17 protein-coding genes and 1 pseudogene are annotated in these 19,750 nt (G+C 54.7%); 9 read left to right on the forward strand and 9 right to left on the reverse strand.

Going from position 1 to position 19,750, the window contains the following annotated elements; all coding sequences use genetic code 11:
* Positions 1-27: 27 nt before the first annotated feature.
* A complete protein-coding gene (locus tag MTP41_RS14805; RefSeq protein WP_249235828.1) occupies positions 28-2,043 on the reverse strand; it encodes a glycoside hydrolase family 31 protein in 2,016 nt (671 codons plus the stop codon).
* Between the two features lie 328 nt (positions 2,044-2,371).
* Between MTP41_RS14805 and MTP41_RS14810 the strand changes: the two genes are divergently transcribed.
* From MTP41_RS14810 to spoIVA, 3 genes are all read left to right on the forward strand, one after another.
* A complete protein-coding gene (locus tag MTP41_RS14810; protein ID WP_120019758.1) occupies positions 2,372-2,992 on the forward strand; it encodes a sugar transferase in 621 nt (206 codons plus the stop codon).
* Between the two features lie 323 nt (positions 2,993-3,315).
* Positions 3,316-4,650 carry an aspartate--tRNA(Asn) ligase gene (gene aspS / locus MTP41_RS14815; protein WP_249235829.1) on the forward strand — a complete coding sequence of 445 codons (1,335 nt, stop codon included), beginning with the start codon at positions 3,316-3,318 and terminating at the stop codon, positions 4,648-4,650.
* 140 nt (positions 4,651-4,790) lie between these two features.
* Entirely contained in the window at positions 4,791-6,281 is a 1,491-nt protein-coding gene (spoIVA, locus tag MTP41_RS14820; RefSeq protein WP_044953602.1) for a stage IV sporulation protein A, read from the forward strand.
* Positions 6,282-6,335: 54 nt separating this feature from the next.
* Here spoIVA and MTP41_RS14825 read toward each other — a convergent pair whose 3' ends face one another.
* Both MTP41_RS14825 and MTP41_RS14830 read right to left on the reverse strand, forming a co-directional pair.
* Entirely contained in the window at positions 6,336-6,887 is a 552-nt protein-coding gene (locus MTP41_RS14825; protein WP_330221006.1) for a DUF4364 family protein, read from the reverse strand.
* A 50-nt stretch (positions 6,888-6,937) separates the two neighbouring features.
* Positions 6,938-7,873, reverse strand: a complete 936-nt coding sequence (locus MTP41_RS14830; RefSeq protein WP_005941187.1) for a S1 RNA-binding domain-containing protein — start codon at positions 7,871-7,873, stop codon at positions 6,938-6,940.
* Positions 7,874-8,078: 205 nt separating this feature from the next.
* Between MTP41_RS14830 and MTP41_RS14835 the strand changes: the two genes are divergently transcribed.
* The 6 genes from MTP41_RS14835 to MTP41_RS14860 all read left to right on the forward strand — a co-directional run bounded on the left by MTP41_RS14835 (position 8,079) and on the right by MTP41_RS14860 (position 13,266).
* Complete coding sequence (locus MTP41_RS14835; RefSeq protein ID WP_005941184.1) at positions 8,079-8,267, forward strand: DUF951 domain-containing protein; 189 nt, start codon at positions 8,079-8,081, stop codon at positions 8,265-8,267.
* A gap of 94 nt (positions 8,268-8,361) precedes the next feature.
* Positions 8,362-9,453 (forward strand): peptide chain release factor 1, encoded by a 1,092-nt coding sequence (gene prfA / locus MTP41_RS14840; RefSeq protein ID WP_249235831.1) that lies wholly within the window; start codon positions 8,362-8,364, stop codon positions 9,451-9,453.
* Between the two features lie 86 nt (positions 9,454-9,539).
* The gene (locus tag MTP41_RS14845; RefSeq protein WP_118528065.1) at positions 9,540-10,568 is read left to right on the forward strand and encodes an L-threonylcarbamoyladenylate synthase; all 1,029 of its coding nucleotides are present in this window, start codon (positions 9,540-9,542) and stop codon (positions 10,566-10,568) included.
* Positions 10,565-11,182 (forward strand): dephospho-CoA kinase, encoded by a 618-nt coding sequence (coaE, locus tag MTP41_RS14850; protein WP_249235832.1) that lies wholly within the window; start codon positions 10,565-10,567, stop codon positions 11,180-11,182. Before MTP41_RS14845 ends, coaE begins: the two co-directional genes overlap by 4 nt.
* Complete coding sequence (locus MTP41_RS14855) at positions 11,179-11,847, forward strand: lytic transglycosylase domain-containing protein (RefSeq protein WP_249235833.1); 669 nt, start codon at positions 11,179-11,181, stop codon at positions 11,845-11,847. The genes coaE and MTP41_RS14855 overlap by 4 nt, the downstream gene beginning before the upstream one ends.
* Before the next feature lie 15 nt (positions 11,848-11,862).
* Complete coding sequence (locus tag MTP41_RS14860; RefSeq protein ID WP_249235834.1) at positions 11,863-13,266, forward strand: aminopeptidase; 1,404 nt, start codon at positions 11,863-11,865, stop codon at positions 13,264-13,266.
* Between the two features lie 150 nt (positions 13,267-13,416).
* Here the strand turns inward: MTP41_RS14860 and MTP41_RS14865 are convergent, their stop codons facing one another.
* The 6 genes and pseudogenes from MTP41_RS14865 to MTP41_RS14890 form a co-directional block, all read right to left on the reverse strand.
* Entirely contained in the window at positions 13,417-14,259 is an 843-nt protein-coding gene (locus MTP41_RS14865) for a polysaccharide deacetylase family protein (protein ID WP_249235835.1), read from the reverse strand.
* Positions 14,260-14,331: 72 nt separating this feature from the next.
* Positions 14,332-14,646 (reverse strand): annotated as a pseudogene (locus tag MTP41_RS14870) (sporulation initiation factor Spo0A C-terminal domain-containing protein); the annotation flags it as partial.
* A gap of 479 nt (positions 14,647-15,125) precedes the next feature.
* Positions 15,126-15,746 (reverse strand): NUMOD4 domain-containing protein, encoded by a 621-nt coding sequence (locus MTP41_RS14875; RefSeq protein WP_249235836.1) that lies wholly within the window; start codon positions 15,744-15,746, stop codon positions 15,126-15,128.
* 423 nt (positions 15,747-16,169) lie between these two features.
* Entirely contained in the window at positions 16,170-17,315 is a 1,146-nt protein-coding gene (locus tag MTP41_RS14880) for a hypothetical protein (protein WP_249235837.1), read from the reverse strand.
* Positions 17,316-17,945: 630 nt separating this feature from the next.
* On the reverse strand, positions 17,946-18,512 hold the full coding sequence (locus tag MTP41_RS14885) for a recombinase family protein (RefSeq protein WP_249235838.1): 567 nt from the start codon (positions 18,510-18,512) through the stop codon (positions 17,946-17,948).
* A gap of 244 nt (positions 18,513-18,756) precedes the next feature.
* Complete coding sequence (locus MTP41_RS14890; RefSeq protein WP_249235839.1) at positions 18,757-19,677, reverse strand: Ltp family lipoprotein; 921 nt, start codon at positions 19,675-19,677, stop codon at positions 18,757-18,759.
* Positions 19,678-19,750: the final 73 nt, after the last annotated feature.

Here is a 19,750-nt window from a genome sequence, read left to right on the forward strand (position 1 = left end):
CCGGCAATGCCACAGGAAAACGGCTTTTCAGTTCAATTCAAGCGTCTTCCAGTGCTCCGGTGCGGCAAAATCGCTCGTCTCGCCGTCATCGGTGTACATCCGGCAGCGGGCGCTGCCATTTTCGTCCGGGCATGCCCACAGGGTCAGGCTGGTCTCGTCCAGCTGGGCGGTGCAGCTGGCGGGTCTTGCCACCGGCACCGCATGGCCCGGGCGGATGAACAGCAGCACTTCGTCCAGTGCGCAGCGGACGTAGCGGTGCCCGGCGGGCAGAAGCTCGGTGTCGTAGTCGTCCACACTGCGGATGCGGTAGAGCTTCATTGCTTCCGGCAGGTAGACATGCCGTCCGCTGGCGTTCTGGGTGTAGACAGGCGCTACCATCACACCCTCGCCCAGCAGCAGCTGGTCCTGCACCTCGCGGGCATCCGGGTCAGCGGGAAAATCAAAGCCCAAGGGCCGGAAGTAGCTGGTATTTTCCAATGCCGCCTTCATGAAGGTACTATAAAGGTAGGGCAGCAGGGCATACCGCAGCCGGAGCATCTTCCGCAGGGCAGGCAGCATATCCGCAAAGCGGTAGTATTCCTGCATCCGGGAGCCGTTGGTGGCGTGGTTGCGCATCAGCGGCGTGAACAGGCCGAACTCCAGCCAGCGCAGAGCCAGATCGGGCGTAGTATCGTAGGAAAAACCGCACAGGTCGGCACCGGTATAAAGAAAGCCGCACAGCTGCACGTTGGGCATCATCTGGATATTGGCCAGAAGCTGTGCCCATGTGGAAGCGTTGTCACCCAGCCAGATGCCGCCGTAGCGGTGGCTGCCGATGAAGCTGGAACGGCTGTAGAGCAGTGTGCGTCTGCCGGGCCGCAGGCGGGCAAAGGCTTCGCCTGCCGCACGGGTCATATTGCCGCCGTAGAGGTTGTGCACCCTGTCATGGCGCACCCGCTGGCCGTCCACATCGTGGTAGAAGCTGGCGTAGTCCTCCGGGGCGTTCATCAGGCCCAGCGCACCGCCCACCACCTTGCCAAAGAATTCATCCTGCACGATGTTGTCCTTCCGGCTCAGTTCGTCCATGCTCTCAAAGAAAGCCTTGAGCCGCTCGGGTGAGTAAAACAGCGCAGGCTCGTTCATATCGTTCCAGAAGCCCTCGATGCCGCAGTCGGTCAGTGCCTTGTACTGCCGGCCGAACCACTCCCGCACCTCCGGGCGCAGGAAGTCCGCAAAGTAAGCCTTGCCGGGCCACACCGCCGCCACAAAGGGGGTGCCGTCGGCTTTGGTGCAGAAGTAACCGTTTGCAAGGCCCTCGGCACAGACGGGGTTTTCCGGGTCGATGCGCACACCCGCATCGATGATGGGCACCAGCCGGATGCCCTGTGCCTTCAGTTCAGCGCTCAGGGCGGCAAGGTCCGGGAAGCGCTGCTTGTTTACGGTAAAATCCGCGTAGTCCTGCATGTAATCGATGTCCATGCAAATCATATCCAGCGGCAGATCGTTCTCTTTGTACTGGCGGGCCACCTCCCGCACGTCCTCAGCGGTCTTGTAGCCAAAGCGGCTCTGTGCCAGACCAAAGGCCCACTTGGGCGGGATATAGCTGCGGCCGATGAGCTGCCGGAACTGGCGGCTGATATCGTTCAGGTCGTCGCCGGTAATGATGTAAAGCTCATGATCCGGCTCTTCGGTGGCAAAGCGCAGGGCATCGTATTCGGTGTAGCCGATATCGTAACGCACTTTGCCCGGGAAATCGATGAACACACCAAAGCATTCACGGCCTGCGCCGCCGTCAATGAGCAGAAAATTGTGCGCACCATAGTAGGAAAGCTTATCCTCGCTGTGGCGGGCTTCATCGGTGTTGTTGGTCACGTAGTGCCAGCCGCGCTTGTTGATGCCGCGGGGCATTTCGCCCAGGCCGTACACGATGGCATCCGGAGCCATCCGGTAGGCCCAGCCGTCTTCTTCGGCTGTGAGGAAGGGAACCGGCCCGGCGGAAACTGGGATCTCCTGCACCACACTGTCGGTGGGCAGGGGCAGGCCAAAACGGAAACGCTGGATCATAGGGGACCTCCTTGTAGCATCCTTGCCCTCTCCGTCACGCCTTTCGGCGTGCCACCTCGCTCAAAGTGAGAGGTTTTGCCAAAGGCCCCATCTCCGAGGGGGCTGTCGAGCGAAAGCGAGACTGGGGGAGCTGACTTCTCATTTTCTTTATCTTACCCCGGGCCGCGCTGCAAAACAAGAGACAAAACCGGCACTTTTTTGCCACAAAACCGGCAGAACGCAGCCAAAGCATAAAAATATCGGCGGCAGGCGGCGGATGCAATTGCAAATTCCGGCCCATACTGTTATACTGGAACTGCTACTTTGAATCGGAAAATGGAGGAAACCCATGTATCGCAATGGAATCAAGCGCCTGCTGGCGGTGGTGCTGTCGCTGTGCGGCATGATCTGCCTGTCCTGGCTTTTTCTCATTCTGGCCGTCGCCATCAAGCTGGACTCGCCCGGCCCGGTGTTCTTCAAACAGAAGCGTGTGGGCATTGGCAAAAAGCACTTTTACATTTTAAAGTTCCGCACCATGCGCATCGACACGCCCCACGATATGCCCACCCATCTGCTGCACGACCCGGACCAGTATATCACCCGCATGGGTCATTTCCTGCGCAAGACCAGTCTGGACGAGCTGCCCCAGCTGTGGAACATCTTTGTAGGTGATATGGCGGTCATCGGCCCGCGGCCTGCTTTGTGGAACCAGTATGATCTGCTGGCAGAGCGCGACAAGTACCATGCAAACGATGTGCGCCCGGGCCTGACCGGCTGGGCACAGATCCACGGCCGCGACGAGCTGGAGATCGCGGAGAAGGCCAAACTGGACGGCTGGTATGTGGAGCATCTGAGCTTTGGGCTGGATGTGAAATGCTTCTTCGGCACCATTGCCGCGGTGCTTAAGCACGACGGCGTGGTGGAGGGCGGCACCGGCACTCTGCACGAAGAGGAAAAGCGGGATCATTAAAAATGGCTCCGCTTTGCTCTGCCATTCTTAGCAGAAAAAGATTTTATGTTTGCAGTTCTGGAAAATCTGCGGATTTTCCAGAACTGTTTTTTTCACGGAGGGGCTGTGACCAGAAACTGCATTTTTGCTGATTTGTCCTGATTTGTGAAAAGGTGCTTGGAGCGGCCCGCAGGCCGCGACAAACACAAAATAAAAATAATTCTTCCGCAGAAGATGGCCAGAGCGCAGCGGAGGCCATTCTAAATCGCCATATCTCTTGATTTATCCCCGGAAAAGCGTATAATAAAACAGTACACAAGACGTCAAAGGAGGATTCCTGTATTATGGAACGCACCTATATCAACGAGGCTCAAAAGGCCATCGGCGGCACGGTCAAGGTGCAGGGCTTTATCGAAAACCTGCGCAACAGCAAGTATATGGCTTTTATCGTGCTGAAGGATATTACCGGCAAGCTGCAGATCACGGTGGAAAAGGAAGATCACCCCGATCTGGTGGGTACCATCGATCAGCTCACCCCGGATTCCGTCATCACCGTCACCGGCAAGGTGGTGGAGAACGACTACGTCAAGATGGGCGGCGTGGAGATGATCCCCGAGAGCATCGAGATCGAGAGCATCGCCAACGCTCTGCCCATCGTCCGCAAGGAGATCGCAGCCACCAAGAAAAAGAAGGCTGTGGAGCGCTCCAGCATCGACCAGCGCATTGATTACCGCTGGATCGACCTGCGCACCGACGAGAACCAGCTCATGTTCAAGGCACAGAGCTGCTTTGTGAACGCCATGCGCAAGTTCCTGCTGGACCGTAACTTCATCGAGATCCACACCCCCAAGCTGATCGCTGCTGCCAGCGAGAGCGGCTCTGAGGTGTTCAAGGTGGACTACTTTGACCGCAACGCCTATCTGGCACAAAGCCCTCAGTTCTACAAGCAGATGGCCATGGCTGCAGGCTTTGAGCGCATCTTCGAGACCGGCCCTGTGTTCCGCGCCGAGAAGAGCTACACCAACAAGCACTCCACCGAGTTCTCCGGCTTCGACCTGGAGTTCAGCTACATCACTTCCTATAAAGACGTGATGAAGATGGAAGAAGAGCTGCTGACTGCCGGTCTGCAGGCCGTCAAGGACAACTATGGCGACCAGATCAAGGAGCTGTTCGGGCAGGAAGTGATCGTTCCCACCACTCCGTTCCCGGTGGTCAAGCTGGCTGACCTGTACAAGGGTCTGGAAGAAGAGTTCGGCTACACCGTCGATGAGAGCGAGAAGGGCGACCTGACCACTGAGGCCGAGCGCCTGAGCTATGAGTGGGTGAAGAAGCATTACGGCCACGAGTTCCTCTTCATCACCGATTACTCTGCCGAGAAGCGTGCGTTCTACCACATGCGCGACGAGAACGGCGTGCCCCAGGGCTACGACCTGATCTGGCGTGGTGTTGAGATCACCACCGGTGCCCAGCGCGAGCACCGCTACGAGGTGCTGAAGAAGCAGGCCGAGGAAAAGGGTCTGGCCGATGATGTCAAGTTCTATCTGGAGTTCTTCCAGTACGGCTGCCCGCCCCACGGCGGTTTCGGTCTGGGCATCGACCGCCTGACCATGCTGCTGTGCGGCCTGACCATCAAGGATGCCGAGTTCCTGTTCCGCGGCCCCAACCGTCTGACCCCGTAATTGTAAAAATGTTTGTAAAGGCTCCTGTGCTGCTGGCATGGGAGCCTTTTGTCATATCCGGCCTTTCCCCAACATACGATTACAACAAGCGGACCGGAATCCTGTCCGGTGCACAGCGCAAACGGGAAGGGGAGAGCAATTTGGCAAATCAGGAACAGAAGAGCATCTGCCGCGAGATCGGCGCACGCACCGGCGGAGATATCTACATTGGGGTGGTTGGCCCGGTGCGCAGCGGCAAATCCACCTTTATCAAGCGTTTCATGGAACAGCTGGTGCTGCCCGCCATCGGCCCGGCGGCTGCGCGGGAGCGTGCCCGGGACGAGCTGCCCCAGTCGGCAGCGGGCCGCACCATCATGACCACGGAACCAAAATTCATCCCGGAAGCAGCCGTGCCCCTGCAGTTGGAGGGCGGCGGCGAGTGCCGGGTGCGGCTCATCGACTGCGTGGGTTACATGGTGGAGGGGGCTATGGGCCACGAGGAGAACGACAAGCCCCGCATGGTCAAAAGCCCGTGGTTCGACCACGAGGTGCCCTTCGACCTTGCCGCCGAGACCGGCACCCGCAAGGTGATCTGTGAACATTCCACCATCGGCATCGTGGTCACCACCGACGGCTCTGTGAGTGACATCCCGCGGGAGGGCTATGCCAGAACCGAGAAGCGCATCGTGGAAGAACTGGATGCGCTGGGCAAGCCCTACATCATCCTGCTCAACAGCACCCACCCGGATGCGCCGGAGACGAAGCAGCTGGCCGAGGGCATGGCCCGGGACTACGACCACACCGTGCTGCCGGTGAGCTGCGTGGATCTGGACGCGGAGGCACTCGGCAGCATCCTGCGGCAGGTGTTGTACGAGTTCCCGGTGCAGGAGCTGGATTTTGCCCTGCCGCGCTGGGTCACGATGCTGGAAAACGGCCACTGGCTGCAGACGCAGGTGTACGATGCGGCCATGCAGCTGGCGGCAAAGGTCTCCCGCATGAAGGATGTGCCCTCCGGAACAGACGCACCTGCGCTGGAATGTGACGCAGTGCAGCGCTCGGCCATCAGCGGCATCGACCTTGCAAACGGCAGTGTGCGCATTACGGTGGAGCTGAAGCCGGAAATTTTCTATCAGGTGCTGAGCGAGCAGACCGGCCTTGCCATTGGCGACGAAGCGGGCCTGATGCCCTGCATCATGGAGCTGGCGAAGGCCAAACGGGAGTACGAGAAGGTGCGCAGCGCCCTTGAGCAGGTGGAAGCCACCGGCTACGGCATCGTGATGCCCACGGTCAGCGAGCTGAAACTGGAACAGCCCCAGATCGTGCGGCAGGGCACGAACTACGGCGTGCGGCTGGAAGCCTGCGCGCCCTCCATCCAGATGATGAAGGCCACCATCCACACCGAGATCAGCCCCATCGTGGGCACCGAAAAGCAGAGCGAGGACCTTGCCCGCAGCCTGCTGGCCGGCTTTGAGGACGACCCGGAAAAGCTGTGGGAATCCAACATCTTTGGCAAGAGCCTGCACGAGCTGGTGAACGAAGGGCTGCAGAACAAGCTGCTGCACATGCCGCAGGAGGCCCGCACCCGCCTGCAGGAAACGCTGGAACGGGTCATCAATGAGGGCTGCACCGGGCTCATCTGCATTCTGATCTGACCGCTACAAAACAGAAGAGGGAAGCGCCGCGCGGGTGCCTCCCTCTTTATTTGTTCACTTTTCTTCTTCGGTCAGCTTATTGATGAGCATTTGGTAGATCTCGTTGCCCTTGAGGATGAACTGCTTTTTTACCAGCTCGGCGGTCAGCCGGTCCGGTGTGCCGAGATCCAGACAGAACAGCTCACTGTCCAGCCCTTTCACCGTGCAGCGGATGGTGCAGTGGCCGTCCTCTTTTTCGGTAATGCTGGCACTGTACTTGGCTTCCTTGCGGGCCCATGTCTGGCAGCGCAGCACAGCGGCCACAGCGCGCTCCCGCACACTGCGGGGCAGGTCGTAGGCAAGCTCCTGCGCCACTTTGCGGCCCTTCTCGGTGATGGTGTAGCTGCCCTTTGTCAGGGTGACGAGCTGCTGCCTGGTGATATCGTCCAGACACGAGCCGATCTCGAAATAGTTCACCAGCGCTTCTTCCATCAGGGCGTTTTCGATCTCCTGCCGGGTAATGGGTCCGGCATTTTTGACCAGATAGCACAGCAGCAGCCGGATCTCGGTGCTGCTGGTCAACCCGCCGGGACGTACACCGGCAGTAAAAGCATCATTGACGGCCATCGTTCCATACATCCCCCTTGCATTCCTTTTCTTTTATAGTATAAAGGCTTTCACGCCGGATTGCAAGCCGCAGCGGCAAAATCTGTCTCAATGCGCTTGGGGCTTTCCGGCGTGGAGTACACCCAGTGGTCCAGATGGCCCTCGGTGATGAAATACTTCAGCTCGAACCGGTGGCGCTGGCTCAGGGCGTGGTTCACGATCACCAGCTTGATCTTCATTTTTTCCGGCAGGATGTTCTTGATGTAGACGCTCACCGCCTGCCCGGGCACAAGGTCGGTGCAGCTCTCGGCAAGGCCCGCGAGGTTGGGCGCGATCTCGATAAAGGTGCCGTATTCCTCCACACTGCGCACGATGCCCACCACGGTCTCACCCACGGTGAACCCGGCCGCATTTTCCTCCCATGTGCCCAGCAGTTCCCGGATGGTCAGCACAAAGCGGCCCTGTACATCCCGGTTCTTGACGGCGCACAAGATCTGCTGGCCCACGCTCACCCGGTCGGCGGGGGAAGAGATGCGGCTCACCGACATGCAGTCGATGGGCAGCAGGGCACTGATGCCGCAGCCCACATCACAGAACGCGCCAAACGGCTCGATATGGGTCACGGTGCAGGGCAGGATATCGCCGGGCTGCAGGGTGTCCAGATAGTCGGCCTTGCACATCTGCTGCGCCAGCGCGCGGGAGAGCCGGTAGAAGGGCTGACCGTTCTCGTCGGTGTCCAGCGCTTCGATCACAAAGCAGGTGGGGCGGCCCACCCTCGTCAGCACCGCAATGTCCCGCACGGTGCCGTTTGCGGCACCATCGGCGCACTGGGCAAAGGGCATCACGGCTCTCACCCCGCCGATCTCGAACCGCAGCTGGCGCTGGGTATCAAAGGCCAGAGCAGTGGCCTGCAGGATCTCGCGGTTTGCCATGGCGGCGCGCAGTTCAGCGGGGGACAGGCGCGCAGCAGAACGGTAGTTGCCTTCGGTACGGTAAGCTTGCATCATCTTTCATTCCTCTTTCTCTGCTTTTTAGGCCGTGCTTGGAACGGCAGCGGCCTTTCTGTTAAAACTTATGCATCCGCATGGGCGGATATTTGCATTTTGTGCGGCTTTGCATTATACTATATCTGTATGCGCAGCAAACCGGCACGCCGGGCTTTGCGCACACACCGCCTGCTGTTTTGGGCAGGCAGAAGGGAGAAGCAGAGCTATGGACATTGCTGTAGGCGATACCATCCTCACCCGCAAAAAGCACCCCTGCGGAGCGTCCAGCTTCGAGGTGCTGCGCGTCGGCATGGATTTTAAGATCCGGTGTACCGGCTGTGGGCGCGAGGTGATGCTGCCGCGTGCTAAAATTGAAAAGAACATCAAAAAGGTGGTAAAACCCGGGCAGGCCTAGCGCCCGGCGCAGCACGCATCCGGGGCGGAAAGGCCCCGGAGCCGTTCAGCTGCACGAACATGAATCTGAGTTTGTAAGGAGAACTGCCGGAATTATGCCGAACATGTTTACCCAGATGGATGCTGTCTGCCACCGCTTTGAAGAGCTTTCCATCCGCCTGAACCAGCCGGATACCGCCGCAGACCCTGCGCTTTTCCGCAGGCTGATGCGGGAGTACCACGATGCAGAACCTGTGGTGCAGGCCTACCGCGCGTGGCAGACCGCACAGGATCATCTGGCACAGGCCAAAGCTCTGCTGGAAGAACCGGGCGCACTTGACCCGGACTTCAAGCAGATGATACAGCAGGAAATCAGCGAAAAAAGTCAAGATGTGGCAAAGCTGGAAAATAATCTCAAAATTCTGCTGCTGCCCAAGGATGTGAACGATGGCAAAAATGTCATTGTGGAGATCCGCGGCGGCGCAGGAGGGGAGGAAGCTGCCCTGTTTGCCCACAGCCTGCTGCGCATGTACACCATGTATGTGCAAAGCAAGGGCTGGCAGCTGGAAATGCTCAACCTCAACGAGACGGAGCTTGGCGGCGTGAAGGAGGCCATCTTTTCGGTGGACGGTGCCGGGGCCTACAACCGCCTCAAGTACGAGAGCGGTGTACACCGTGTGCAGCGTGTGCCGGAGACCGAGACGCAGGGCCGCATCCACACCTCCACGGCCACGGTAGCTGTGATGCCGCAGGCCGAAGAGGTGGACTTTGCGCTGGATATGAAGGACCTGCGCATCGACACCTTCCGCTCCTCCGGCGCGGGCGGTCAGCACATCAACAAAACCTCCAGCGCCATCCGTGTGACACATCTCCCCACCGGCATGGTGGTAGAATGCCAGAACGAGCGCAGCCAGTTCCAGAACAAGGACAAGGCACTGGAGATCCTGCGCAGCCGCCTGCTGGCACAGAAGCAGAAACAGCAGCAGGATGCCATCAACGCCAGCCGTCAGGGGCAGGTGGGCACCGGCGACCGCAGCGAAAAGATCCGCACCTACAACTTCCCGCAGGACCGCTGCACCGACCACCGCATCGGCCTGACCGTGCACAATCTTTCCAAGATCATGGACGGCAATCTGGACGAGGTGATCGACGCACTGGCCACCCGCGAACAGGCCGAAAAGCTGCAAAAGCTCAACGAGCAGGGCTGAAATGCGGTTTTGAAAATAAAACGATATCCCGTCGATAAATGCTGAAAAGCACAAATACTTTACAGATAGAAAGAACGATGATCCGTATGGAAATGAAAACTGAAATTTTGCCCGCATCGGACGAAAAGAGCATTGAAAAAGCCGCTGCCCTGCTGCAGAACGGTGAGCTGGTGGCCCTGCCCACCGAGACGGTTTACGGCATTGCTGCCGATGCCCGCAACGGCGAGGCTGTGAAGAAGATCTTTGTGGCCAAGGGCCGCCCGCAGGACAATCCCCTGATCGTCCACGTCACCGGACCGGAAATGCTGCCCGGCCTTGTCAGCGAGGTGCCGGAGCGCGCCCAGCTGCTGATGGCTGCGTTCTGCCCCGGCCCGCTCACCATCATCATGCCCCGCGGCCCGGAGGTGGCAGCGGAGTGCTGTGCCGGTCTGGACACCGTGGGCATCCGGATGCCCAGCCACCCGGTGGCCCGCGCCGTCATTGAAAAGAGCGGCTGCGCCTTTGCTGCCCCCAGCGCCAATCTTTCCGGCAAGCCCAGCCCCACCAACGCGCAGGATGTGTTCACCGATATGGACGGCCGCCTGCCGCTGATTTTGGACGGCGGCGAGTGCGACGTGGGCGTAGAAAGCACTGTGGTGTCGGTGGTGGGCGAAAAGCCCACTCTGTTCCGTCCGGGCCACATCACGCTGGAAGACCTCGAACGCGCCCTCGGCGAAGAGGTGGAAGTGTCCAAAGCCATCCTCGAAAAGCTGCCGGAGGGTGCTGTGGTGCGCAGCCCCGGCATGAAGTACAAGCACTACGCCCCCAAGGCGGATGTGACCTTGCTGGACGGCACCTTTGAGCAGTTCAAAGCCTATGTGGATGCCCACGCCGAGCAGGATCCCAGCTGCCTGTGCTTTACCGGCGAGGCGGAAAAGCTGGGTGTGCCCTGCGTGGAGTATGGACGCGAGGGCGACGGTGCCGATCAGGCAAAGCACATCTTCCGCTGCCTGCGCGCGCTGGATGAGCAGGGCGATGCGGTGGTCTACGCCCGCTGCCCGCAGAAGGACGGCCTTTCCATGGCGGTGTACAACCGCCTGATCCGCGCTGCGGCCTTCCGGGTGATCAAGCTATGATCGCGCTTGGCATCACGGGCCGCAGCGGCTGCGGCAAATCCACGGTCACGGCGGTGTTTTCGGCCCACGGTGTGCCGCTGGCCGATGCCGACCAGATCAGCCGCGAGATTTTACTGCCCGGCTCGCCGCTGCTGCCCCGGCTGGCCCAGCGGTTCGGCGCGGACATTTTAAAACAGGACGGCACATTGGACCGCCGCCTGCTGGCTGACCGCGCTTTTGCCACCCCGGAAGGCAAGGCGGCGCTGGACAGCCTGACCCACCCGGAGATCGTGCGCCGCATCCGTGCGGCAAAGCAGGCAGCACAGGATGCCGGTGCACCACTGTTCGTGCTGGATGGCGCGGTCATCGTGGGGACTGCGGCGCAGGCCGAGTGTGACCGCCTGTGCGTGGTCACGGCACCGTTTGAGACCAGTGTGGCCCGCATCGTGGCCCGGGACGGCATCTCGGCCGAGATGGCCGCCCGCCGCCTGAACGCCCAGACACCGGAAAGCACCCTCACCGCGCAGGCAGACTATGTGCTGCGCAACGATTCCAGCCTTGCACATCTGCAGGCTGCGGCAGAGCAGCTCTGCACAAAGCTTCTGGCAGAAGGAGGTGCGGGAAAAGAATTTTGAACAAACGATATAACGAACAAGATTCTGCACCGCAGTACGACCCGGAGACGGCCCGCATCCGCCGCGCTCTCCGCGCCCAGAAGGCACGCCGCCGCAAAAAAATGCGCAGCCGCAGGCTGTTCCTGCTGGGCATGGCGCTGATCCTGCTGTTTGTGCTGGTGCCCAACTTGTGGGGCAGGGCAGAACGGCTTTTATACCCCCGCAAGTACGAAGTGCTGGTGGACCAGTGGGCGGAGACTTACGGCCTTGACCCGCTTCTGGTGGATGCCTTCATCCGCACCGAAAGCGGCTTTGACCCGCAGGCCACCTCCACTGTGGATGCCCGGGGCCTGATGCAGATGACCGAGGAGACCTTTATCTGGCTGCGCAGCAAGATCGCACCGGACGAAGGACTGCTCTTTGCAAATCTCTACGACCCGGAGATCAGCATCCGGTTCGGATGCTATTACCTGCACCTGTGCATGGAGCGCTACAACGGCGATGTTGCCACTGCCGCTGCCGCTTATCACAGCGGGTGGGGCACGGTAGATGCTCTTTTACAGATGGAAGAGCACTCCGCAGACGGCGAAACGCTGCAGGGCTTTCCCTATAACCAGATGAACCATTACGTAAAAAAGATCACTTCCTGCTATGCGCGGTATCAGCGTATCTATGCAGAAAGCTGAGAGGAGATAAGGAACATGAGCGAGAAACTTACCGCAAAGCAGGCTGCCGAACAGCTGCTTTACAAGCCGGAGTACGCTGCCGACAAGAGCGCCGACGTGAAGGAGAAGGCTGCAGCCTTTGCCGAAGGCTACAAAGCCTTCCTGAACGCTGCCAAGACCGAGCGCGAAGCTGCCGCCGCCAGCGAAAAGCTGCTGCTGGAGGCCGGTTACGAAAAGTTTGAGCCGAAAAAGACCTATGCCCCCGGCCAGAAGATCTACTTTGTGCAGGAGCACAAGGCGGTGGTGGCCGCTACCATCGGCCGGAAATCTTTTGAGGAGGGCTTCCGTCTGGTGATCGCCCACATCGACAGCCCCCGTCTGGACCTGCGCCCGAACCCGCTGTACGAAGCAAACCACCTCAGCTACTTCAAGACCCACTATTACGGCGGCATCCGCAAGTACCAGTGGGGCACCATGCCGCTGGCCATCCACGGCGTGTTCACCCGTGCTGATGGCTCCAGCGTGTCCTTTGCAGTGGGTGAGGACGAGAATGACCCCGTGTTCTGCATCACCGACCTGCTGCCCCATCTGGGTGCCGAGCAGAACGACCGCAAGCTCAGCGAGGGCATCAAGGCCGAAGAGCTGAACGTGCTCATCGGCTCCGACGCTGTGGAGGATGCCGACATCAAGGAGGCCGTCAAGCTGAACACCCTGATGCTGCTGCACGAAAAGTACGGCATCACCGAGCGGGACTTCACCCGCGCTGAGATCGAGGTGGTGCCCGCCCATAAGGCCCGGGACGTGGGCTTTGACCGCTCCATGGTGGGCGGCTACGGTCACGATGACCGGGTGGACGCATACCCCGCCCTTATGGCCGAGATCGAGACGAAAGATCCTGTGCACACCACCGTCTGCGTGCTGACCGATAAGGAAGAGATCGGCTCCGACGGTGTGACCGGCATGCAGAGCATGTATGTATTCCACTTTATGCATCTGCTGTGCCGCGCCGCCGGTCAGGACGACATCCTTGCCTTCCAGAACAGCGTGTGTCTCTCCGCCGATGTGACCGCCGCCTACGACCCCTCCTGGGCAAATGCCTTCGAGCCGCAGAACGGTACTTACGCAGGCCGCGGCGTGGCCTTCTTCAAGTACACCGGCAGCCGCGGCAAGAGCTCTGCCAGCGATGCTTCCGCTGAGCTGGTAGGGGACATCACCCGCCTGCTGGATGCCAACGGCGTGGCATGGCAGATCGGTGAGCTGGGCCGTCTGGATCTGGGCGGCGGCGGCACCATTGCCAAGTACGTGGCCAACCGCGGCATCCCGGTGCTGGACATCGGCGTGCCGGTGCTGTCCATGCACTCGCCCTTCGAGGTCATCCATAAGACCGACCTGTACATGGCTTACCGCACCTTTGCACTGTTCTGCCAGAACGCGGACTAATTGAAAAAGCAAACTCCCTCAGTCAACCCCTATCGGGCTTGACAGTTCCCTCAAGGAGGAAGCCTTTGGCAAAGAGGTAAACTTTCCAGTTTTGCCAATGGCCCCATCCCCGAGGGGGCTGTCACCGAAGGTGACTGGGGGAGTTCTTTTTCATCTTACCGGCAAGGCTTCGGCCACCGTCAGAAAGGTGTAGCCGTTGTCCGCATACCACCGGATGATGTCCGGCAGTGCTTCGGCGGTGGTGTGTGTGGAGGAAGAATCGTGCATCAATACGATGCAGTTCGTCTGCTGCCCGGTCTCGTGCACCACATTGCGGTAAATGGTGCCCGCGCTTGGGTGCCCGCCCACGGCATCCTCGGCGCACACGTTCCAGTCCACCCAATGCCAGCCTTTCTGCTCTACTTCGGCTTTCAGCTGCTTCATCAGGCCTTTGCCGCCGTAGCGCCGACTGACGGTGTTGGTGCTGCCGCCCGGAAACCGTAGATACCGGATGCTCTCGGCATCCACATAGGGCGCAATGCGCTCCTTTAAAAGGGCAATGTCCTCCCAATAAGCGTCGCTGCTGCGGTAGATATCGCTGTACTCGTGGGAAGCAGAGTGCAGCGCGATCTGGTGCCCGGCGCTGACCGCTTCGGTGAGCAGGGGCAGATACTTCTCGTTGTAACCGGTAGCCACCACAAAAAATGTGGCGTGCACTCCGGCCGCGTTCAGCGCGCTGAGCACATCCGGTGTGGTCTTGCTGGGGCCGTCGTCAAAGGTCAGGCAGACCCACTTTTCCGGCAGCGGCTGGGCAGCAGGTTCCTGCTGCTCCTGTGCCAGAGCCGAAACGGCGGGGGAGAGCATCGAAGTGTCCGGTGCCGGGGTAAGATCCTGCGCCTGACATCCGGTGACGACCGGCGGCGCAGCAGATACAAACCCCATAATGAGGGCGAACAGCATCACGGCCGCAACTCTGGCCCGCCTGCGCCGTGCGAGATATTCTGCAAGCTTCAAGAGCAAAACCTCCTTTGTCTGTTTGGTTTGCTCTTATCAGAATATGAACGACGGCGGATTCTATGAAAAAAATTACCCCACTCTCTGCCGTTTATCCAGCCGCATCTTGTCGGCGATCATTGCGATGAACTCCGAGTTAGTGGGTTTTCCGCGCAGGTTATGGATGGTGTAGCCAAAGTAGCTGTTGAGGGTGTCCACGTCTCCCCGGTCCCATGCCACCTCGATGGCGTGGCGGATGGCGCGCTCCACCCGGCTGGCGGTGGTGCCGTTTTTCTTGGCGATTTCCGGGTACAGGCGCTTGGTCACGGCGTTGATGTACTCCGGCTCGTTCATGGTGAGCAGGATGGCATCCCGCAGGAACTGGTAGCCCTTGATGTGGGCGGGGACGGTATCAGAGTAGGCAATAAATCTAAGTCAAAATCTTATTATTTGTTGGTATAGTCTCGAACGCTTTATTGTGCTACCAGTATACCTCATCCCATCTATAAAAGCAACTTCTCTTTACGGTTTGTATTGCAGCGGATGGCGTTTTGTGTCCGCTACCGTCTGTGCTTCATTCACTTGTCAGAATCAAAATAGGCTCTAGCAAGCCTTGCAGAGCATCAACCTTTCATACGAGCTCTTTTCATTATCTAAGACAAAAAGGCTGTCAAAACGTCTGTTAGAACGCCTAACAGCCCTTTATCATAATCCCTGCTGAACCCGCTATAAAATATATTTTTTGTTTGTCTGGTCTTTCTTGCTACCCGGCGGGGTCTTTGGCTGCTGCTTGACTGGGGCTGTTCAATCCCGCCGGGTGGATAGATTCTTTTTATAATCTAAGAGAAAAGACTCCCGCGCCTTTTTGCGTAGAAGTCCTTGTAAAATCAAGCTGCCAAATCCGCCAAAAACCAACACACTGGATGTTGGGCACGATATTCTATTATCCCCCTACGGATTCTATCATATCGGTCGTGCTGCTTTTTGGTTAAGCAGATTGATAGATTGCAAGCGGCATTATTCTCCTTGCCCCGCCAATGGTGAACTTCACATTTAGAGAAGTCCGTTCCTTTCGGCATTTGAGACAACAAGAAATAATATGCCACTATCCTATGGAGTCTGATTCTTGGCCGCTTTCCATCACATCGAAATGTAACCATGTAATAACCATGCGTGTACGGTTTTGCTTTCATTAAAGCAGCTTCGTAACCTGCATAGCTCTTCACTCGGCCACGGTCACTTACTAGATAGGTGCCGTTGTAGTTTTTGAATCGTTTATCAAACTCACTTCCAATAAAGAACCACTGTTCTCCGGGCAAATCTGGAATACTGTCAAGACAATATTCTAAATCATAGACCTCACGAACAATCTCTTTCATCGTGTATGAGAGACGGTTATTATTTTCATCTCTTAGATATACACGATGATTTATGACTGGTATGACTGTTTTCTTTTTTTGTTTATCATAAATGGTATAACTTGCCTTGCAGTCAATAATAGTCTGCACAATTACGTATCTGTTCGGCATAAGCACCGCAAACCATTCAGATAAATCTATTTCCTATTCATTATATTTATATTCAATATTATGAATCAACATAATTTCTCAACCTCCATAATTTTATAAAATTTGAACGTCAAACCATATAAAAAGGCTACTTCATGCCTTGAATCTAACGCAAATATTTTCTCAAAGCTTTATCACCTTCTTTCTATGTCCACCTTGTAAGTATGCCCGCAGCGGTAGCCCATAAAGCGAACGCAAGCGGGCATACGGTGAAATGAAAATATTACATTTTAAAAAATCTAAAAATAATCCTTCTTTAGATTTTGAAAATATCTCTTTTTCTCTTTAAGGGTAATGTGTCCAAACCCCAACAAAACAAGGGGCTAAAATCAAGATTTAGCACACTTTTTGTGCCAAAGAATTTTATCCCATCCAATCGAGCAACAACTTCCTCATTCTGGCACTGGGCAGATATAATGACACTGCTTCGTCATTTCTGATTGCAGAACGCCAAACCCATTGCATCAACTGCGCCAGCGCGTACGAATCCGCATCAAATTCAGCTGTTGTACCCTGTGAAAGATACTGTAACACAGGTGGAACGGGAAATATATTACAAAGATATATCAATGTCGTTCTGTCCGCATACCGATTTGTGGCTCGTGCATTGCATGAAACAAAATTAACCCCGCACGGCCTCGTACATTCACTACAACTGATTCTTCCGTTCCATCTGCAATTAGCTTTCATTCTTCGGTTTTCATATTTGTTTGCAGCAGGTTTGAAGGTTGTCCATATAACTGTGTTCTTTGGCGCGTGTCTGTAATTCTGGATATAGTTCACCGCGTTACGGTTAAGAACATTTATATATTTTTTGTTCTTTCTATTTTGATGCCATGATGATGAAAGACCAGAATATTCTTGAATATCCCTTTTCTTTTTAGATTCTGGCAAATAGTTAGTATTCAATCTTCCCTCATATACATCTAAAAGGAATTTAATTCTGACTTTCTCCAATTTTGACACTTCTTCATATCCCTGTGAAAAATAATATTTTTCTTGAGAATCCTTTTCAACGTGCAAATATTGAAAGGACATTCCATATTTCTGGAAATACAGGAATAGCATACTTCCACGAAATAGAAAGGTCATAATGTAGACTTGGTGAAAAGCCTCAAATATTCCCGGCGGCAGTTGCCAAAGAATTATATTCTGTTCCACTTCATAAAGTGCTTTCTGCTGAATCTCGCGCTTTGTCCGTTCAAAGTCACCGTGATACTGTGAATCAAGCCACTTTACTCTTTTAGATGTCGGGTCAATTTCTATAAGGCGCTGCTCTTTCAGAATTTTCAAATCGTCTTGTGTAATATCTGATAATTCAACCACTTCTATTTCTTCATCTAAGAATAGTGTGTAATCAAATTCTTTAATGCGGTCTATCGCAGTGTCATTCAATAGCTTAAACAGTTCATGCGACAGAGCTACATTCTGCCCTTCAGAAAGTAGGCGCAAAAGGTCAGCGGATTTTGTAGGGAGTGCTCCTGTGTCTGATGGCTCTTTGAACTGCAAATCCGGGCAAGCAATCTATACTCGCTGACACTCCGATAGATACGGAGCAACATACAGGTAACGCTTATCCTTGTTGTCATTGATGTACTGCAAGGCGGCACTATTCTTGCCCTTGCCCATGATATTGTCGATGATATTGATTATAGGAATCATCCTTTCTTGTGAATATTTTCAAGAGAGTTTTCAGATGCCATGGCCGTTGTCCTCGGCTCTCTTGGTGGCACCATCATAGCACTGAGCCGCCGAAAAGTCAAGGGCTTTTGAAGAAAAAATTCAATTTATTTTCGTTGTTTTTTCATATCAAGATATGATAGAACCTTTGCCAAAAGATACAGCACTCGATTTTACACCTGTTGTTTTCTAAAGTCAAGAACTTTTGAAAAATTCATTTTTCGTTAATAATCCGGCTTTGACAGCTGTATATATTCATATCATTATTATATCGTATATCGTTTTGTTTTTTCTGTGCTATGAACACAAACCAGGTATAAATTAAATCGGTCATGATTTTTTCTCCGAATACAGATTGAACGGCTACCACGTCATTTTAACAAAAATTTGTGCAGGGTTTGTTTTTGGGCGGGGGAGCATGTTTCCGACAAAAAAGCACCCCTTGCGGGGTGCGTGGTATTAAGACAGTCCTTTGTCCTTTAGCAACTTATTCAGTGTCGGGCGGCTGATTCTCAATTCTGCTGCAAGTTGCGTCTTGTTCAGTTCCCGGTGCTGGTAACGGTCATACGCTGCACAGAAGGTCTTATCATCAATCCGCTTGACCTGACCGCCTTTGAACTTGCCCGCTGCTCTAGCGATTGCAATTCCTTCCCGCTGACGTTCCAGCAGGTTCTCACGTTCAAACTCGTTGATGGCTGCAATCATTGTCAGCATCAATCTGCCGTTTGAAGTGCTTGTATCAAGATTCTCCTTATTAGATACAAGGTGTACGCCTTTTTTCTGCAACTGGTCTACAATAGCTAAAAGGTCTTTTGTAGAACGTGCAAGGCGGCTAAAGTCGTGAATATAAACCGTGTCGCCTTCTCGCACATAGTCCAACATAGCTTTAAGCTGTGGGCGGTTCATGTTTTTACCGCTGACCTTTTCAGTGTACCACTTGTCGATGTCGTGCTTCTTGAGGGCTTCAATCTGCCGCGCTTCATTCTGTTCAGCGGTGGAAACTCGTACATAAGCAATGTGTGCCATATTGCAAGCCTGTCCTTTCGTCCTGTGATTATCTCCACCCCTATTGTACCTCTATGTAAAAAAAGAAGTCAATGACTTTATTTACATCTCGCAAAATAAATCTAAAACAAAGTCTGTTTTTACAAAAAATAGCGGCTTTGAGGATGTAATAGGCAAGTATACTCTGTTTTGACAAAATACACACCAAACAAAAAAGGCCGCAAGCGGCTTTTGTACCGTCTGCGGTCTTGTGCTTAGATTGCTCTTAGGTTAGATTCTTCATAGCGTAGTCTATCGCGTCTTTTTCATAGCCTTCATATTCAAGCTGCTTGCGAACCTGCGATTTGGACAAATCCATGTCGTGATAATAACGTTCTGCCCTTGAAAGTGCATTTTTACTTTCTTGCGGTATTTCATCCGTTTTACTCGATGCAGAACTAGAGCCATGCTTAGACACACTCGTGCTAGGAACATACCCTTTATAAATTACGTCTTTATTCTTATACACACTTTTATCAAATGTGTACACCTTATAGCAATCATCTCCTGAGTAGATATTTCCTAACGATACCCGTTCCTTACATACTTTTATCTTGGAACCAACAGAATTTTCAATTTCTTGATAAGTTTGTAGCATTTTACTTGGTTTAAGTTCTCCCCAGTTTGAACAAGTCACATCAGCATAATACCGGTGATTCCGTCCGTCATTACTTATTCTTCTTAAATCAACTGTCACGTCACTTAACCCGCAAGCTTCTACTATGCTGGTAATCGAATTGGCAGCATTACGAACTTGTATCTGCCTGTTAATATACCATCCCAGACAGCCACCTAGAAAAATTGCAACCGCTGCCGTCACAAAAATAGTTTTCTTGGTAATTGAGTTCTTGAAGCGCCTTAGCCGTTTTTTGAAACTCCTTTTGATGTCTACTTTGGAAATGACTCCTATTTCTGAAAGTGCTGCTTTTAATGCAGTCTCATCTTTCCCGTCTACCAAATAAACGCACTGCTCTTTTATATCGCTTTCTGCTGTGGTGATTATTAGCGCTGCCTTTCCGCCCTTTCGTGTCACCTTTATATTTTTGATAGCTGTGTAAAAAATAAACTTCCCAGTCCCATCAATAATGCCATCTGCAATAAGGGTAAAGTCTGGTGAGCCGCCTGTTCCCGTAAAGTAGTACTCCATTGTACAGTCCTCCTTGTTTTGGCTTCTTTGTTTCATTATATCATTTTATGTTTAATTGTAAACATAATCATAA

Origin of the sequence: Faecalibacterium sp. I4-3-84 (assembly GCF_023347255.1) — a bacterium.
Classification (GTDB): Bacteria; Bacillota; Clostridia; order Oscillospirales; family Ruminococcaceae; genus Faecalibacterium; species Faecalibacterium taiwanense.

Excerpts from the sequence above, each read along its gene's own strand:
- MTP41_RS14805 (WP_249235828.1), bottom strand. The coding sequence starts at position 2,043 with ATGATCCAGCGTTTCCGTTTTGGCCTGCCCCTGCCCACCGACAGTGTG.
- MTP41_RS14810 (WP_120019758.1), top strand. The coding sequence starts at position 2,372 with ATGTATCGCAATGGAATCAAGCGCCTGCTGGCGGTGGTGCTGTCGCTG.
- aspS (WP_249235829.1), top strand. The coding sequence starts at position 3,316 with ATGGAACGCACCTATATCAACGAGGCTCAAAAGGCCATCGGCGGCACG.
- MTP41_RS14825 (WP_330221006.1), bottom strand. The coding sequence starts at position 6,887 with ATGGCCGTCAATGATGCTTTTACTGCCGGTGTACGTCCCGGCGGGTTG.
- MTP41_RS14830 (WP_005941187.1), bottom strand. The coding sequence starts at position 7,873 with ATGATGCAAGCTTACCGTACCGAAGGCAACTACCGTTCTGCTGCGCGC.
- MTP41_RS14835 (WP_005941184.1), top strand. The coding sequence starts at position 8,079 with ATGGACATTGCTGTAGGCGATACCATCCTCACCCGCAAAAAGCACCCC.
- prfA (WP_249235831.1), top strand. The coding sequence starts at position 8,362 with ATGCCGAACATGTTTACCCAGATGGATGCTGTCTGCCACCGCTTTGAA.
- MTP41_RS14845 (WP_118528065.1), top strand. The coding sequence starts at position 9,540 with ATGGAAATGAAAACTGAAATTTTGCCCGCATCGGACGAAAAGAGCATT.
- coaE (WP_249235832.1), top strand. The coding sequence starts at position 10,565 with ATGATCGCGCTTGGCATCACGGGCCGCAGCGGCTGCGGCAAATCCACG.
- MTP41_RS14860 (WP_249235834.1), top strand. The coding sequence starts at position 11,863 with ATGAGCGAGAAACTTACCGCAAAGCAGGCTGCCGAACAGCTGCTTTAC.
- MTP41_RS14885 (WP_249235838.1), bottom strand. The coding sequence starts at position 18,512 with ATGGCACACATTGCTTATGTACGAGTTTCCACCGCTGAACAGAATGAA.
- MTP41_RS14890 (WP_249235839.1), bottom strand. The coding sequence starts at position 19,677 with ATGGAGTACTACTTTACGGGAACAGGCGGCTCACCAGACTTTACCCTT.